The organism is Terasakiella sp., from assembly GCF_048267425.1.
Taxonomy (GTDB): domain Bacteria; phylum Pseudomonadota; class Alphaproteobacteria; order Rhodospirillales; family Terasakiellaceae; genus Terasakiella.
In genome coordinates, this window is sequence record NZ_JBLWXN010000005.1 from 172,127 (window position 1) to 186,972 (window position 14,846).

Genomic DNA, 14,846 nt, shown 5'->3' on the forward strand with positions numbered 1-14,846 from the left:
AAATATAGGATGTCGGGGTTAAGATGCAAACCGTAAAATTGTTTGAAGGTCACTCACACGAATGGATTGCCTTTGCCCGGGACCCTGAGAAACCCGAAAAAATTATTGATACCAACCAGTATATGATTAAATCGGAACGCGAAGCGATCCTGTTAGATCCGGGCGGGATTGAACTGTTTGCTTCCATGCTGGCGTCGGTTGTGCATTATTTACCCGTTGAGCAAATTACACATCTTTTTGCGTCTCACCAAGATCCGGATATCATTTCCTCACTTGGTTTGTGGGATAAGACACTCCCGAATGCGACCCTGCATGCACCTTGGTTGTGGGAAGGTTTCTTGCGCCATTACGGTTGCGATCATATTACTTATGCCGCTATTCCTGACGAAGGAAGTACCTTAAACTTTGACAACGTAGAAATTCAATTTATCCCGGCCCATTACATGCATGCCTCGGGCAATTTCAGTGTTTATGATCCGGTTGCAAAAATTTTGTTTAGTGGCGATATCGGTGCAGGTTTAAATGCGCCGGATGATCCTATGTTTGTTGAAGATTTTAACGCACATATCCCGAAAATTAAGAAATTCCATCAACGTTGGATGCCGTCTGAACGGGCAAAGGAAATGTGGATAAAACGTGTCAGACGATTGGATGTTGAAATGCTATGTCCGCAACACGGTTCGATCTATCGTGGTAGCGATGTCGGTCGTTTTCTGGATTGGCTTGAATCGATTGAAGTCGGTTCCGGTTTGAGATTGTGAGCCTTAGAGTAAATGCAATGAATAAGCCCTTAAAAAAAATACTGTACGTCGAAGACGAACCGGATATCCGCGATATCGCTACACTGGTTTTGGAAAATGTGGGTGATTTTGAAGTATGTGCAGTTGAGGGCGGGCAACTTGCCTTGGATATTATTGATGAATTTCAACCGGATATGGTGCTGCTGGATGCGATGATGCCGGGCATGGATGGACCAACCACATTTGTAGAAATCCGCAAAATGAAAGGGTTTCAGGATATTCCTATCGCTTTTTTGACTGCCAAGTTGATGGATAGTGATATTGCAACCTTTCTGGACTTAGGGGCAATTGGTGTGATTGCGAAACCCTTTGACCCCATGACCTTATCGGATCAGGTGCGCGAACTTTGGGATCGGGCTTAACGGGTCCGTAAGGCTTCATCCAACAGGGTTTGTGCTTTTTCATAAAACTCGAAAGCTTGTTCTTCTGTGATTGTTTGATCTGAAATCTCTAGAAGATGTAACTCCAGTTCTTTCATCCGGGGGCTCAGTTCGTGGAACCCATAAGTCCCCGCTGTCCCGGCAAGCTTATGTGATATTTCGATTAATTCGTTAAGATGTTCTGCGCTTTGCCATTGCGAAATATATTCCTGTGTATCGCGTAATCTTTGTTTGAAACGCTCTGTTAAGGCGGCAAGTTTGTCTGTGATTTCAGGGGTGGACATTCTTTGATCTCACTTGTTACAGCAATCTGCGAATAATATTTAAGATATTCGAAATATAAAGTTGAAGGCAGGTATTGAAAATATTTAGAGCTATTCCAAAATTTTATGTTAGCATTGTTCTAAACTAAGCATATCGACAAGCTTAATATTAACACGGGGGAGGCACAATGTCAGATGCTGTGATACTCAATTCCTTAAATGAACCTCATGCAAATAAGGTTCATATAGAAGCACCGGCCAAATGGCTGCGTGCAGGCTGGCATGATTTTAAAATGGCGCCCGGGGTTGGATTGACCTACGGCGCCATTTTTGTTTTGGCGGGGTATGGTTTGTTTTGGGGGTTAACTGCCCTGAACTTAACCTATCTTATTTTGCCCTTAAGTGGCAGCTTCATTCTTTTTGCCCCTTGGTTGGCATTGGGGCTTTATGAAGTTTCACGCCTGAGAGAAAAAGGCGAAACACCGACCTTTGCCAATACATGTATGGCATGGAAAAAGGCGCCACGTCGTTTGGGATTGATGGCTTTTGTCTTGCTGTTGATTATGATGGTTTGGACGCAGGTTGCGGTTGTTTTGTATGCTTTGATGCTTGGCAACGCGTCACTGTCGCTTGAAAGTATCAGCATTGACCTGCTGTCCCATACAGACGGGCTTGCATTTTTAACGGTTGGATCGGCGATTGGGTTGATCTTTGCTTGCCTTGTGTTTCTTTTAACGGCTGTTTCAGTTCCTCTTATTCTGGACCGTGAAATCGGCACATTCGAGGCAATGGCATTTAGTGTGAAGACGGTTATGAAAAATAGCCATGTCATGTGGAGCTGGGCGTTCACAATCGCCATTATTGCATGGTTTGCTTTGGCGTCTTTCTTCATTGGGCTTATCGTTGCGATGCCTGTGCTGGGGTATGCCAGTTGGCATGCTTATCGTGATCTGGTTCCCGTTGAATAAAGAGGGCTTATGACACAATCGAATTCGATTGATACCCGACAAAACAAAATTGTCGGATACTGGTTATTTTGTGTTGCAGCTATGGTTTTTATCATGGTTGTCCTTGGCGGCTTAACCCGCCTGACGGGGTCGGGGTTGTCTATGGTAGATTGGCGACCACTTACCGGATGGTTGCCGCCTTTAGCAGAGGGGCAATGGCAGCAGGTTTTCGATTTATACAAACATTCACCTCAATATAAAGAAATCAATTTCGGCATGACATTGGCGGAATTTAAGGAAATCTTCTGGCTGGAATATTTTCACCGTTTGTGGGGGCGCTTGATCGGTTTAGCCTTTGGCTTACCGCTGGTCTTTTTTTTCCTGCGGGGATGGATTTCACGCGAGATGCGTTTGCCGCTTTTTGTCTTGTTTCTGCTCGGGGGCGCGCAAGGGGGGCTGGGCTGGTATATGGTCAAAAGCGGTTTGATTAATGAACCGGAAGTCAGTCAATACCGCCTTATGGCGCATCTTGGGTTTGCTTTTGCCTTATATGGTGCCTTGCTTTGGTGTGGTATTAAATTTGTAAAAGAAAAATCGCTAAGGGCGCTTGCACGTTTTCGACAACAGAGCCGGGTATTATGGGGCTTGAGTTTCTTAACAATCCTTGCCGGGGCATTGGTTGCGGGATTGGATGCCGGGCTGACCTATAATACCTTTCCTTTGATGGATGGGGATTTGGTGCCTGACGGATTGTTTATGCAAGACCCGTGGTGGATCAATCACTTTGAAAATATTACGACTGTGCAATTCCAGCATCGTGTCTTGGGTATAACAACCTTGTGCTTTACCTTATGGATATGGGCAACAAATACGCCGTGCCTACAGACAAGACTTTGTGCTGTGGTTGTTGTGTTGCAAGTGGTTTTAGGGATTGCAACATTGCTGCATATCGTCCCTGTTTCGCTGGCATCCCTACATCAGGCTGGTGGTTTAATCGTCTTTAGCGCGATAACGTGGCTGAACTACGAAATAAAAGGGTGATACATGGATATTCTGGATTTTTTGCCCCATTTTCAGGCCTTTTTAAATGCGACGTCGTTAATCCTGATTTGTTTTGCTTTTTGGGCTGTCAAATCGGGTCATACGACCCGTCATAAACAGTTGATGGTTTCGGCTTTGGCGGTTTCCGGTGTCTTTCTTGTTTCTTATTTATATTACCATGCCCATATCGGTCATGTTCCTTTCGAAGGCCAGGGCATTGTTCGCCCTATATATTTCACCATTTTATTTACTCATATTGGCTTTGCCGCCCTTGTTTTGGTAATGATTATCATGGCGGTGTGGTGGGCTTTGGTGCGTAAGGATTTTGTCGCACATAAACGAATTGCACGGATTACCTTTCCCATCTGGGTGTTTGTCTGTTCATCCGGTATCGTTGTTTATGTCATGGCGTTTCATATCTACGCGAAGGTTTAACCGATTATGACGTTGAAGCAAGAATGCAAAGCATGGACAATACTGTCTGTTGGGGCCTTGGCGATTGCGGGTGTATTTGCCTTGTTGTTGGTGTTGTCACGCACACCTTATGTGCAGGATCTGTTACCTTGGCCGTGGGCGTCTTTCTTTCATAAGGGATTGGTCGTTCACGTCATTTTCTCGTTTGTCGTTTGGTTCTTGGCAACGATGGGGGCTGTTTTCACTTATCGACTGGTCAATCATCAAGCAAAACACGCATTCACGAAACTGGGGCCGCTGAGCATCGGTCTTGCCGTTCTTGGTTGTGTTTGTCTGATGATTCCGGCTTTGTTTGATTTGGGAACGGCTGAACTTAACAATTATGTGCCTGTGATGAACCATCCGATTTATTATGCGGGCTTGATCTTATTGTTTCTTTCATTAGCGCTTGTTTCTTTACGTCAGCTCAGGCTGCTTGATGTTTCTTCTTGTTGTGCGTTTATTTATCTGATTGCCTGTACCTGTTTTCTATGGGCATGGTACGCATTACCTGCCGAATTGGCAGAACCCAGTTTTAATGAACAATTGTTCTGGGGTGGGGGGCATATTCTGCAATTTGTCAATACGGCCTTGCTGGTACTTGTCTGGTCTGCTGTTGTTAAAAAACGACTGATTGAGGGACCATATGAATGGTCAGTTTTTAGCATCTTGCTTGTCTTTGCGGGCAGCGGGCCATTTGTTTATATGTTCAGTGATATTTTAAGTCAGGCAAACCGTGATTTTTATACCGCCCTATTGCGCTACGGCTTGCCGTTGCCTTCTGTTATTGCCAGTGTATTTTTGATACGTTTTCTTTTGTTTGAACAGAACGAACATAAGGACCGCTTGATGGAAACGGCCCTGTGGTTGTCACTTCTGACCTATAATCTCGGCGGCCTTTATGGCTTGTTTCTGGATGGAACCGATACACGTGTACCTGCGCATTATCATGCGGTTATCGGTGGGATAAATCTTGGTTTTATGATTTTCTATCACCGTATTGTTCTGCCATTCATCGGTATTCAACCAGTGAATGGGCGTTGGTTGACATTGCAATATTGGTTCTATGGTTTAGGACAAATCATGCATGCCAGCGGTATGTTTCTTGCTGGTTTGCAAGGTGTTCCCCGGAAAACCGCGGGTGCGGCACAAGGTCTTGATAATATAGATAAAATTTTGTCGATGGGCTTGATGGGTATTGGCGGGTTGATTGCTGTTGTTGGGGGCGTGCTTTTTGTCGTTATGACCCTGAACTGGATTGTGAAGGGAGGGCGCATTCATGGAACGGCGTGATTACGCTATCCTTTTTTTAATTGCTTTGATGGCGATTTTCTTTGGGTATCAACTTGCATCCAGTTTTGGGAAGACACAAAAGAATGTCACATACCGCGCGATAGAAAGCTGGTCTGATTTCAACGATAAGGTTAAAGGACAATCGTTCAATGACGAGGATATCTATCTGGTGGCACGTCAATGGGAATGGTCACCCGCATTGGAATTAAAAGTGGGGCAATCGTATATCCTTCACGTTGCCAGCGAAGATATTCAACATGCCTTTCATCTGGAAAAGGGGGCAACAGGACAATCGATTGACGTTCTGTTACAACCAAAAACCGAATACATTATTCCCTTGAAAATTGAACAGGAAGGCCAATATGCCATAGGGTGCACGCAATATTGTGGAATTGAACACAATAAGATGCGTAGTCGTATAATTGTACGTAAGTAATTGGTAAGTATAATAAAAAATACCAATTGATTTATCTTAAAATACCTGTAACATAAAATTATAATAATTATAAAGTTCTTAATATAACCTGATGCAAAGGGGTATATTATGGGAGGATACTTTCAATTGGCGAAGCCTCGTATTGGGGTTATGATCGCCTTGACGGCAGTGACCGGCTATCTTGCGACAGTGGCACCGGGTGAGGTTAATTTGTCTCATCTTTTGGTGTTAAGTCTCGCAATGATGATGGGCTCTGCTTCTTCCAGTATATTCAATCATTTCTACGATAGAGATATCGATCGACTGATGAAACGGACCTGCCAGCGGCCTTTTGCTGTACGCAGTGTCGCCAGTCCTCAGTTCGTACTTTGGATTGCCGCAAGTTTGCTGGTTTTTGGCTGTGCTATGGCCACTTATGTTTTTAATCCGACTGTTGCCGCGCACCTCTTTTTGGGTGCGTTTTTTTATGGGGTTGTGTACACGATCTGGCTGAAACGGCGCAATTGGTTAAATATCGTCATTGGTGGTTTGGCTGGCAGTTTTGCCGTGTTGGCAGGCGCTGCGGCCGTTAATCCGGATCAATGGTTTTTGCCGATGTTACTGGCGATTGTCCTGTTCTTTTGGACACCGTCACATTTCTGGGCCTTGGCAATGCGTTTGAAAGACCAATACGCTGCGGCCGGTGTGCCGATGTTACCCGTTGTCGTCGGAAACGTACGGACATCGCGCTATATCTTAATTAACAGCCTTTTGCTGGTTTTTTCCAGCTTGTTACCTTGGTTCTTGGGGGAACTTGGGAACATTTACGGCATCGGTGCCTTGGCACTGGGTGTCTACCTTTTGCGATGCAACTGGGCCTTGATAAAAGAGCCGGACGAGAAAACGGCCATGACCAACTTTTTTGCATCTATGAAATATCTGGGGGGGCTTTTCCTTGTCGTCATAATGGATGTTCATCTTCCTCTGTAAGGGAGGGGATGACCAAGCCGTATAATAATAGTCAAAGACGATTTTGCCCTAAGTTTATTGGTTAAACAACGACATCTGGGAGGTAACCGTATGTCGGCAGAGAGTTCACATGCACATGAACATCATTGGGAATGGAGCCAAGCGCCATTCTGGGTGGTGGCGGGCGTTTTCTTTCTCGTCCCCTTAACATTTGCAGCCTATTTTCAATATCAAAATCCACTTTTGGCCGCCATTTTTGCAGGTCTGGGTACGCCCATGCTTTTGGCCGGGATTGCGATGTGGGTCAATGAAGGATTGACGGTCAAACCGTTGATTGCTGACGTGGCCGGGATCGGTCTTCCGATCTTTATTATTTCTGAAATTTTTATCTTTCTTTCCTTCTTTGTCGCTTATTGGATGATGCGATTGGGGGCGGATGTCTGGCCACCGGAAGGGACGCCGGAATTCCCGGTCACGTTACCGTTGATTATGACAGTCATATTGGTGTCTTCGTCCGTAACCATTCATATCGCGGAAGAAAAATACGCCCATAATGATCATGGCGGTTTCGTCAAATGGCTGGTTTTGACCATGCTTTTGGGACTGATATTTATCAGTATGACTTTTTACGAGTATAACCATCTTTTCCATGAAGAGTTCTATCCAGATACAAATGCATTTGGCACGATCTTTTTCAGTTTGACTGGGTTCCATGCCAGTCATGTGATCGGCGGGCTTGGGATATTTGTTTGTGTGTTGCTTCCTGCGTTACGGGGGCGAACCAATAAAACGTTTATTACCTGTGCATCGATCTATTGGCATTTTGTGGATGTTGTCTGGTTTTTCGTCGTTTCTCAGATTTATTTCTGGTGACGTATGAAAAATGTGTGTCGCATAGTCAGCGTTTTGACGGTTACTGTGGTTTTCCTGTTGGCTTTTCAATCTAATGCAATAGCTACGCAGGTTTTTCGGGTGCCTGATTCAGATATCGACCCGGAGGCCTTGCGCATTAGCGAAGCCAAAGTTCTGGGACTAAAACCTAAAAAAGGTTTTTCCTTTTTAAATCAGGAAGGTGAGACTTTTACCTTTGACGATTACGAAGGCAAACCGCTGGTTTTGGTGTTGTCCTATTACAGCTGTGATGGCGTTTGTTCCTCCGTTAATATTGAATTGGGTGAACGTCTAAGCCAGTTGGAAAAAGATGGACGATTAAAACCGGGCAATGACTTTAACGTTGTTACACTTTCTTTCGACAAGAACGATACCTTAGAAACGCTTGAACGTTTTAGAAAGAACGTCGGGTTGGATAAGGGCGTTGCACAGGGATGGACTTTTTCTGTCGTGCGCCCTGAAGATCGCGAACGGATCAAAGTTTTTACAGATCGTTTTGATTTTCGTTTCTTTTGGTCCCCGCAGGATAGAACATTTTATCATCCGACGGTCTATATGATCTTGTCCCCGGAAATGCGTTTAGCACGCATTCTATACGCACACGACATTGATAAAAGTGACATTGAACTCGCCGTACTGGAATCCCGAAACGGGAATTTCAAACCCGGCGAGATAATCAATTACGCGGTCTCTTTGTGTTACAGCTACAATTACAAAGAAGGGCGCTATGTTTTCAATATTCCCATGTTTGTGGCTTTTGGTTCGTTGTTTGTTGGCATCAGTGCCTTGGGAACATCGGTATTTGCCTTTAAGCGCAGACAGAAGAAAAGGGAGGATAAGGCATGAGGACGTTTTTAGGGAAAGCTGCAGCCCTGTCGGGTGTTTTTGCAGTTGGACCCGCGTTCGCGCAAGACGAGGGGTACGAGAGAGATCCAGCAGCAGGCTGGGATCATCTCTGGCATGAAATCATTGTCGATATTACGGTGATTGGTGTGATTTTCAGCCTTGCCGCTATTTATATGGTTTGGAAGTACCGCGCTAAAAATGAAAATGAAGTGGGGAAGGGGCCAAAGCTAACACCGGCAGCCGCGCTTGCTTGGGCTTTGATACCGGCATCTATATTTATGGCGGACGATTTTTTCCTGTCTGCCAAGGGCTGGACATTGTGGAATGACTATCGCCGCATCCCCGATGAAGCCAAGGAAATCCGGGTCACTGCATATCAGTGGTACTGGGAATTTGATTATGGTGACGAAATTGTATCTGAAGAACTTGTTGTCCCTAAAGGCCAACCGATTGTTTTGCGAATGACATCGGAAGATGTGTTGCATTCATTATACATTCCTGAATTTCGCGTCAAAGAGGATGTCATGCCGGGGCGGGTAACTTATGTTTGGTTTAACCCGAAAGAAACTGGTGAGTATGTTCATACCTGCACCGAATATTGTGGGACAGCGCATGCTGAGATGTACACAACCGTTCGCGTTCTGGAACAGGACGAATATGACGAATGGTTCAATCAAATCAAGGAAGAGGCAAACGCCAATTCCTTACCCAACAACACACAAAGCTGAGGGAGGATGCACATCAAATGAGCATGCAGACTTTCAAAGAATGGTTCTTTACAACAGACCATAAACGGATCGGGATCATGTATCTCATCGGGTCCATGACAGCCTTTGTGGTTGCCGGGATGATGGCGTTGTTGATCCGTCTGGAACAGTCCCAATTGGGGCCAACCATTACCGATAACCCCAACGAATATAACCAATGGCTCTATTTTCATGGCGCGGCTATGGTTTTGGCTTTCCTTATTCCGGGGTTGACCGGTTTTTTTGCCAACTATTTTCTGCCTTTGATGATTGGCGCACAGGATGTTGCCTTTCCGCGCATTAATGCCTTTTCCATCTGGTTGTTTTATGGCGCGATTATTCTGGCGTTGCTGAGCTTCGTGATCCCGGACCCGCCGGACATTATGTGGACAGGCTATCCGCCTTACTCAATCACAACAATGGGGAATACGGCTTATTATGTCTTCACCCTTCATTTGTTGGGATTCAGTTCCGTATTAGGTGCCGTGAACTTCCTTGTGACCGTTATTTATATGCGCGCACCGGGGATTGGCTGGAACCAGTTGAATATCTTCACTTGGACAACTGTTGCCGCGTTTGTTTTACAGCTCGTCTTTATTCCGGTTCTGGCATCTGCCGTCACTATGTTGCTGTTTGATAAATACCTTGGAACGAATTTCTTTAATCCTGAGGCGGGCGGTGATGTCCTTCTTTATCAAAACCTATTCTGGTTCTATTCGCACCCTGCCGTTTACGTCATCTTCTTGCCGGCAGTCGGGATCTTGTTCGAAATCTTTACCACCATGTGTAAAAACCGGGTCTTCAATTATAAAGCCTGTGTTTATGGCGGTGTTTGGGGCATTGTCGGGATTTCCGGCTTTGTATGGGTGCATCACCTTTATGTGTCCGGGATGCCGGATTGGTTGCGTATCGGACAAATGGTCACGACTTTGTTAATCTCGGTCCCTGTGGGGCTGATGGTCATGTCCATGTGGGGCACGCTTTATAAGGCAGCGATTACGTTTAATACCGGTATGCTTTATGCGATATCGTGTTTGTTCCTTGTTTTATCCGGTGGATTGACGGGGATCCCCTTGGCCTTGACAGCAATTACGGTTCATTTGTCTGAAACGTCATTTGTCCATGCACACTTCCATTTTATCATGGCGATGTTTTCTGCCTTCGCTATGTTTGGCGGGATTTATTACTGGTTCCCAAAAATGTTTGGGCGCTACGCCGATGGCAAATGGGCAACGACTGGCTTTATCCTTAATATCGTCGGCGTTCATGTAACTTTTATCCCGCTGTTTATCATCGGGGCGCAAGGCATGCCGCGCCGTTATTGGGATTACCAAATGTTCCCGCAGTTTGAACCTTATCATCAGGTGGCAACTCTTGGTGCCTTTATGGTGGCGGCGGGTATGTCGGTGACCATTCTGAACTGGATTGTCTGTGCGTTCAAAGGTAAGGTTGCGCCTGAAAACCCGTGGAAGTCATGTTCGTTGGAATGGACGCATGCACCGAACTGTCCGCAAGCCGGGAACTTCCCTAATCCGCCAACCGTTACGGCCGATTGGTCACCTTATGGCTATGCAGATCGTGAAGCTAATATGAAAGCAACGACCGATCCGGGCTTTCCCGGTGCGGCAAAACCTGCGGAGTAAGAAATGAGGGAACATTCAATGAGTGAAAAACCCAATTTACCCTCCAAAACCAAGGTTGCCCTGTTGTTAGTGGCAATCGCATTGGCGGCGTATATCGGGGTTTACGTCAGGGTCTATTTCTTTGGACCCTGAGGAGGGGGTGAAGAAAGGGTCATTTTTTGGCCCTTTCTTCTGCCACCAGTTCTTTTTTCGAGAGCTTCCCGATCATGGTCTTGGGCAGTTCGTCGCGAAATTCAATATGGCGGGGCCGTTCGATCGGGGACAGATAATCTCTTAAAAATGTTTTGAGATCATCTTCGCTGATATTTTCATTTTCTTTTAAACGAACAAAGGCCTTGGGGGCCTGTCCGCGATATTCATCATCAATACCGATGACCGTGACTTCTGCCACAGACGGGTGTTGATAGATGGCTTCTTCAATCGCGCGCGGAAAGACGTTATAGCCGGAACAAATAATCAAATCCTTGGCCCGGTCGATCAGGAAAATATAACCGTCTTCATCCATATATCCGACATCACCGGTGCGCAATTCATCCCCATGAAACGTTTCTTTTGTGGCGTTTGGGCGGTGATAATACCCGGTCATAACCTGAGGACCTTTTATACATATTTCGCCGGTTTCCCCCCTTGGGACGAGATCATAAGGCGGTTCCATATTTCGAATGATGATTTCGGTGGACGGCAGCGGAACACCGATGGATCCTTCTTTTGAAATTCCGCCAATGGGATTGCAGGTGGCAACAGGGGAACTTTCACTCAGACCATAACCTTCTACCAACGAACATCCGGTCAGGCGTTCAAATTTTTTGCGGGTTTCAAGGGGGAGGGCCGCACCGCCACTGATACAAAAACGAATGGATGTCAGATCATAATCATCAATGTCATTATGATTGGCAATCGCTGTATAGATTGTCGGAACCGCAGGAAATAAGGTCGGGCGTTTTTCATCAATTATTTTAAGGACAGCGTTCAATTCAAAACGCGGAACCATGATGAGTTCCATTCCACTCATAAGTCCCAGATTTAATTCTACTGTCATGGCGAAGACATGGAAGAAGGGCAGGATACATAAAATGCGTTCCTTTCCCTTGTGAACACCCGGGAACCAGGCGCGGACCTGCTTTAAATTGGCAACAAGGTTGACGTGGCTCAGGACTGCGCCCTTGGGGACGCCGGTTGTCCCGCCGGTATATTGGATGACGGCTGCATCTTTTGTGGCATCAACAGAAACCGGGTCCGGTTGACCATCATTCTTCACCAAATCATCAAAGGTGATATGTTGCAGGTCTTTTTCAAAAGGGGAAATTTCACTGCGTTTGAAAACACTGAACAACACGCTTTTCATCGGTGTGAGAATATCACTCATCGAACATACGATAACTTTTTTAAGCGGTGTCGTGTCGATCAGTTCATTAACTTTGGGGTAGAGCTGTTGCAGGTCTAGTGTCACCATGATTTCTGTTTGGCTGTCTTCGACCTGAAATTCCAGTTCTTTGCGAACGTATAACGGATTGTAATTCACGACTGTTCCGCCCACAGTCAGAATAGCGTAATAGCAAATGACGTAATAAGGACAGTTTGGCAGGCATAGGCCGACTTTTACGCCACGGCGAACCCCAAGAAGCTGAAATCCCTTGGCCGCCCGGCCAACCAGATCGGCAATTTCGCTATAGCTATACTTGCGGCCTAAAAAATCCAGACAGGGACGATCACTATATTCAGCACAAGCTTGTTCGAAAAAAGCGTGCAAGGGGCGCATATCCTGTGTGATTTCAGCATCCACACCATCGGCATAAGCCTTTAACCAAGGAAAACTATGTTCAGCCATGATCACAAATTCCTTTCAATGCGGTTGACGAAATCAATAATGTGCTGACGTGTCCCGCCAATATCTTCGGTCACAATACCATGTCGGGTTGAAGGCACCATAACAAGTTCCGGCGTTGTGCCCGCCATTTCAGCACGAATTAGTCGCGCACTTTCCGGTTTTACGACTTTTTCCTGATCGCCTTGTATTAAACGGGTCGGGCATTTTACACGATAAAGGTTTTGTTCCATATCATCGACCAGAAGGCGCAATTCATGTAAGGCCCGGATGGGGATATGTTTGTAATTGATATCGGGGTGTTCAGACTCGTTGATGATGTAGGGCAGGATCCCTTCTTGTGCCGCCAACCATTTTGCCAGTCGGTTGGCATGATGGATCAGGGGCACAAACATCAAGTTGGGATTGGCAAAGCGCAAAGGAGTGGAAATTGCGCATATCCCCGCAAGTTTTGGATCGTGTTCTGCGGCAAAACGCAAGGTCAGGGCGCCACCGGTTGAAAAACCGACAATGATGACTTTTTCACTGCGCATGGATAAAAGATCGTACCCGAGTTTGAGAGAGCGCATCCAGTCTTGCCAACTTTGTTCACGCAAATCACACGGTGACGTTCCATGACCTTCGAGACGGGGACCATAAACCCAGTATCCTTCTTCTGCCAATTGATGTCCCAGCCCGATCATTTCTGCAGGTGAGGCTAGAAAGCCGTGAACCAAGAGGACAGAGGTTTTTTTGACTTCTTTTCCGGTCGGGGCAAGATAAAACGGGCTGGCATCAGCAGTGGCCGTCTGTTGGGTGTTAATCTCTTCATAGGCCGGGGCGCTAAAACGTTCTTTTGCCTGACGATACGCATGTACTTCATCTTCAAAAAAGTATTGCGCCCAATGATCCAGTGTAAGTTCCTGTTTATGATTAAGGGCACGATGAATTGCTGTTTTGATCCCGTCGACAGGGGCACATTCGTTGGCGTAAACACAAATCGGGTTTTCCATACGTACATCGTGGAAATCGTGTTCAAGTTTAAGCTTGGGTAAAAAATGGATATTGTCGTCTTTGATTTCGACCAGGTTTGCCCGCTGTGCCGATGTCAGGAATTGCTTGATTTCCTCGCAATGCCCATCGCGCAGATTTCTGTATGTTTCGGCATATAAAAGGGATCTGTGCAAATGAATCCCTTGTTCATGGCTGACGTAACGCGCTGCCAGATACAGTACATGCAGGAAATCTGATTGAGGTAGAGTGTCTGTGCCCCGGTCCAGAAATTCCAGAATAAGGGCTGAGGCGATATGGGAAAGATTGACCGTCACCAGACGATACATGTCTTCCATAATCTGATCGCGCACCTGTTCGGTTTTATTGCGAAGGCGCGTTCCGGCAAGACGTTTGAGGAACTGTTCACTTTGTGGGCCCATTGCAAATAAATCGTTTAATCCGGTAATACCTTCAACAGCTTGGCGAACAACGATCTTTTCCCACCATGTCCAAAATTGTGCCATTTCAATCGGTTTGCCCATGCGGATATCCATATCGGTATCCTTCAGCATGAGGTTGCCTTCAATCAGCAATTCCTCGGCATATTTTTTGGGAAGTTTGCCGGTTAATCGTTCGACGCTGTTTTTAAGGAAATTTTCGGTGATGCGGATGGGGTAAAAGGTGATGTTGCTGGGAACAATCCGTGTGGGCTCGTGGCAGCGTTCCAGCAATGTTTCAACACTGTCCAGACCAATTTCTTCCACCCAATGTTCTAAAAGATCATGGTCATTGCGTTGATGGGCGCATTGAACGGCTTGTTTGAATTGATCAAGCACAAGGGCAAGACGGACCGCTCCGCTGTGGTGTTTTCTGCGTTCAAGCGCGGTTGGGGAAAAGACGGAATAATCCCCTTTCGCCGACATGATTTTTTTGTCTTTGACCATGCCGCCTTCAGGGAAAATAATGACCTTGCGCCCGCGCAGGATATCTTTTGCCAGTACGGATAACAGGTTTGGCATATTGTTGGGCAGGGCGCCGACGGCATGCAGATAATTGGTGAACCGTTCATCCCCGCTAAAGAATTCAGCAGAGGCGACAGAGCGGCAATAGGCTTTTTGCTCTTGATAAATCAGGTATTGGGGAATAAAGGTTTCAAAGCGGGCAAAATGATTGAACAGAAAAATATGACCCTGTTCGACCTGATTGCGATCAGCATGAAGTTTGATGTTAACCCCAAGCATACGCTTGACCGTGGAAAAAGCACGCACGGACCAGCCATAGGTTTGCGGATTAATATCAGGCGGGCTGAAATGTTGCATTCCGGGATTGACCCTTTCCATAGTTCCCCTGTGTTAGTATGTA

General features: G+C 46.1%; 15 protein-coding genes. 12 read left to right on the plus strand and 3 right to left on the minus strand.

Translation table 11 applies throughout. The features are described from left to right. The first annotated feature begins 23 nt into the window (after positions 1-23). Positions 24-761, plus strand: a complete 738-nt coding sequence (locus ACN0VA_RS10005; RefSeq protein WP_417821012.1) for an MBL fold metallo-hydrolase — start codon at positions 24-26, stop codon at positions 759-761. Between the two features lie 17 nt (positions 762-778). Beyond that, a complete protein-coding gene (locus tag ACN0VA_RS10010; RefSeq protein ID WP_417821013.1) occupies positions 779-1,162 on the plus strand; it encodes a response regulator in 384 nt (127 codons plus the stop codon). On the opposite strand, the gene ACN0VA_RS10015 is transcribed toward ACN0VA_RS10010, so the two are convergent. Continuing rightward, the gene (locus ACN0VA_RS10015; protein ID WP_417821014.1) at positions 1,159-1,464 is read right to left on the minus strand and encodes an Hpt domain-containing protein; all 306 of its coding nucleotides are present in this window, start codon (positions 1,462-1,464) and stop codon (positions 1,159-1,161) included. The two genes, ACN0VA_RS10010 and ACN0VA_RS10015, sit on opposite strands and share 4 nt — an antisense overlap. Positions 1,465-1,631: 167 nt before the next feature. On the opposite strand from ACN0VA_RS10015, the gene ACN0VA_RS10020 reads away from it, so the two are divergent. From ACN0VA_RS10020 to ACN0VA_RS10065, 10 genes are all read left to right on the plus strand, one after another. Further along, positions 1,632-2,411: a DUF2189 domain-containing protein gene (locus tag ACN0VA_RS10020; RefSeq protein ID WP_417821015.1), complete on the plus strand. Its 780-nt coding sequence runs from the start codon at positions 1,632-1,634 to the stop codon at positions 2,409-2,411. 9 nt (positions 2,412-2,420) lie between these two features. Next, positions 2,421-3,431: a COX15/CtaA family protein gene (locus ACN0VA_RS10025; protein ID WP_417821016.1), complete on the plus strand. Its 1,011-nt coding sequence runs from the start codon at positions 2,421-2,423 to the stop codon at positions 3,429-3,431. A 3-nt stretch (positions 3,432-3,434) separates the two neighbouring features. Next, complete coding sequence (locus ACN0VA_RS10030; RefSeq protein WP_417821017.1) at positions 3,435-3,866, plus strand: DUF420 domain-containing protein; 432 nt, start codon at positions 3,435-3,437, stop codon at positions 3,864-3,866. A 6-nt stretch (positions 3,867-3,872) separates the two neighbouring features. Then, positions 3,873-5,177, plus strand: coding sequence for a cbb3-type cytochrome c oxidase subunit I (locus ACN0VA_RS10035; protein WP_417821018.1), 1,305 nt, complete (start codon positions 3,873-3,875; stop codon positions 5,175-5,177). Further along, positions 5,164-5,613: a hypothetical protein gene (locus ACN0VA_RS10040; RefSeq protein WP_417821019.1), complete on the plus strand. Its 450-nt coding sequence runs from the start codon at positions 5,164-5,166 to the stop codon at positions 5,611-5,613. Before ACN0VA_RS10035 ends, ACN0VA_RS10040 begins: the two co-directional genes overlap by 14 nt. A 108-nt stretch (positions 5,614-5,721) precedes the next feature. Further along, positions 5,722-6,582: a heme o synthase gene (gene cyoE, locus ACN0VA_RS10045; RefSeq protein WP_417821020.1), complete on the plus strand. Its 861-nt coding sequence runs from the start codon at positions 5,722-5,724 to the stop codon at positions 6,580-6,582. Positions 6,583-6,672: 90 nt separating this feature from the next. Beyond that, positions 6,673-7,434, plus strand: coding sequence for a cytochrome c oxidase subunit 3 (locus tag ACN0VA_RS10050; protein WP_417821021.1), 762 nt, complete (start codon positions 6,673-6,675; stop codon positions 7,432-7,434). A gap of 99 nt (positions 7,435-7,533) precedes the next feature. Further along, on the plus strand, positions 7,534-8,298 hold the full coding sequence (locus ACN0VA_RS10055; protein WP_417821022.1) for an SCO family protein: 765 nt from the start codon (positions 7,534-7,536) through the stop codon (positions 8,296-8,298). Next, a complete protein-coding gene (gene coxB / locus ACN0VA_RS10060; protein WP_417821023.1) occupies positions 8,295-9,026 on the plus strand; it encodes a cytochrome c oxidase subunit II in 732 nt (243 codons plus the stop codon). Before ACN0VA_RS10055 ends, coxB begins: the two co-directional genes overlap by 4 nt. A 17-nt stretch (positions 9,027-9,043) precedes the next feature. Further along, positions 9,044-10,687 (plus strand): cytochrome c oxidase subunit I, encoded by a 1,644-nt coding sequence (locus ACN0VA_RS10065; RefSeq protein ID WP_417821024.1) that lies wholly within the window; start codon positions 9,044-9,046, stop codon positions 10,685-10,687. A gap of 151 nt (positions 10,688-10,838) precedes the next feature. Here the strand turns inward: ACN0VA_RS10065 and ACN0VA_RS10070 are convergent, their stop codons facing one another. Together ACN0VA_RS10070 and ACN0VA_RS10075 are read right to left on the minus strand one after the other, a co-directional pair. Continuing rightward, the gene (locus tag ACN0VA_RS10070) at positions 10,839-12,515 is read right to left on the minus strand and encodes a long-chain-fatty-acid--CoA ligase (protein ID WP_417821025.1); all 1,677 of its coding nucleotides are present in this window, start codon (positions 12,513-12,515) and stop codon (positions 10,839-10,841) included. Between the two features lie 2 nt (positions 12,516-12,517). Then, positions 12,518-14,803: an alpha/beta fold hydrolase gene (locus tag ACN0VA_RS10075; RefSeq protein WP_417821026.1), complete on the minus strand. Its 2,286-nt coding sequence runs from the start codon at positions 14,801-14,803 to the stop codon at positions 12,518-12,520. Between the last annotated feature and the right edge of the window lie 43 nt (positions 14,804-14,846).

Excerpts from the sequence above, each read along its gene's own strand:
- ACN0VA_RS10005 (WP_417821012.1), top strand. The coding sequence starts at position 24 with ATGCAAACCGTAAAATTGTTTGAAGGTCACTCACACGAATGGATTGCC.
- ACN0VA_RS10010 (WP_417821013.1), top strand. The coding sequence starts at position 779 with ATGAATAAGCCCTTAAAAAAAATACTGTACGTCGAAGACGAACCGGAT.
- ACN0VA_RS10015 (WP_417821014.1), bottom strand. The coding sequence starts at position 1,464 with ATGTCCACCCCTGAAATCACAGACAAACTTGCCGCCTTAACAGAGCGT.
- ACN0VA_RS10020 (WP_417821015.1), top strand. The coding sequence starts at position 1,632 with ATGTCAGATGCTGTGATACTCAATTCCTTAAATGAACCTCATGCAAAT.
- ACN0VA_RS10025 (WP_417821016.1), top strand. The coding sequence starts at position 2,421 with ATGACACAATCGAATTCGATTGATACCCGACAAAACAAAATTGTCGGA.
- ACN0VA_RS10030 (WP_417821017.1), top strand. The coding sequence starts at position 3,435 with ATGGATATTCTGGATTTTTTGCCCCATTTTCAGGCCTTTTTAAATGCG.
- ACN0VA_RS10035 (WP_417821018.1), top strand. The coding sequence starts at position 3,873 with ATGACGTTGAAGCAAGAATGCAAAGCATGGACAATACTGTCTGTTGGG.
- ACN0VA_RS10040 (WP_417821019.1), top strand. The coding sequence starts at position 5,164 with ATGGAACGGCGTGATTACGCTATCCTTTTTTTAATTGCTTTGATGGCG.
- cyoE (WP_417821020.1), top strand. The coding sequence starts at position 5,722 with ATGGGAGGATACTTTCAATTGGCGAAGCCTCGTATTGGGGTTATGATC.
- ACN0VA_RS10050 (WP_417821021.1), top strand. The coding sequence starts at position 6,673 with ATGTCGGCAGAGAGTTCACATGCACATGAACATCATTGGGAATGGAGC.
- coxB (WP_417821023.1), top strand. The coding sequence starts at position 8,295 with ATGAGGACGTTTTTAGGGAAAGCTGCAGCCCTGTCGGGTGTTTTTGCA.
- ACN0VA_RS10065 (WP_417821024.1), top strand. The coding sequence starts at position 9,044 with ATGAGCATGCAGACTTTCAAAGAATGGTTCTTTACAACAGACCATAAA.
- ACN0VA_RS10070 (WP_417821025.1), bottom strand. The coding sequence starts at position 12,515 with ATGGCTGAACATAGTTTTCCTTGGTTAAAGGCTTATGCCGATGGTGTG.
- ACN0VA_RS10075 (WP_417821026.1), bottom strand. The coding sequence starts at position 14,803 with ATGCAACATTTCAGCCCGCCTGATATTAATCCGCAAACCTATGGCTGG.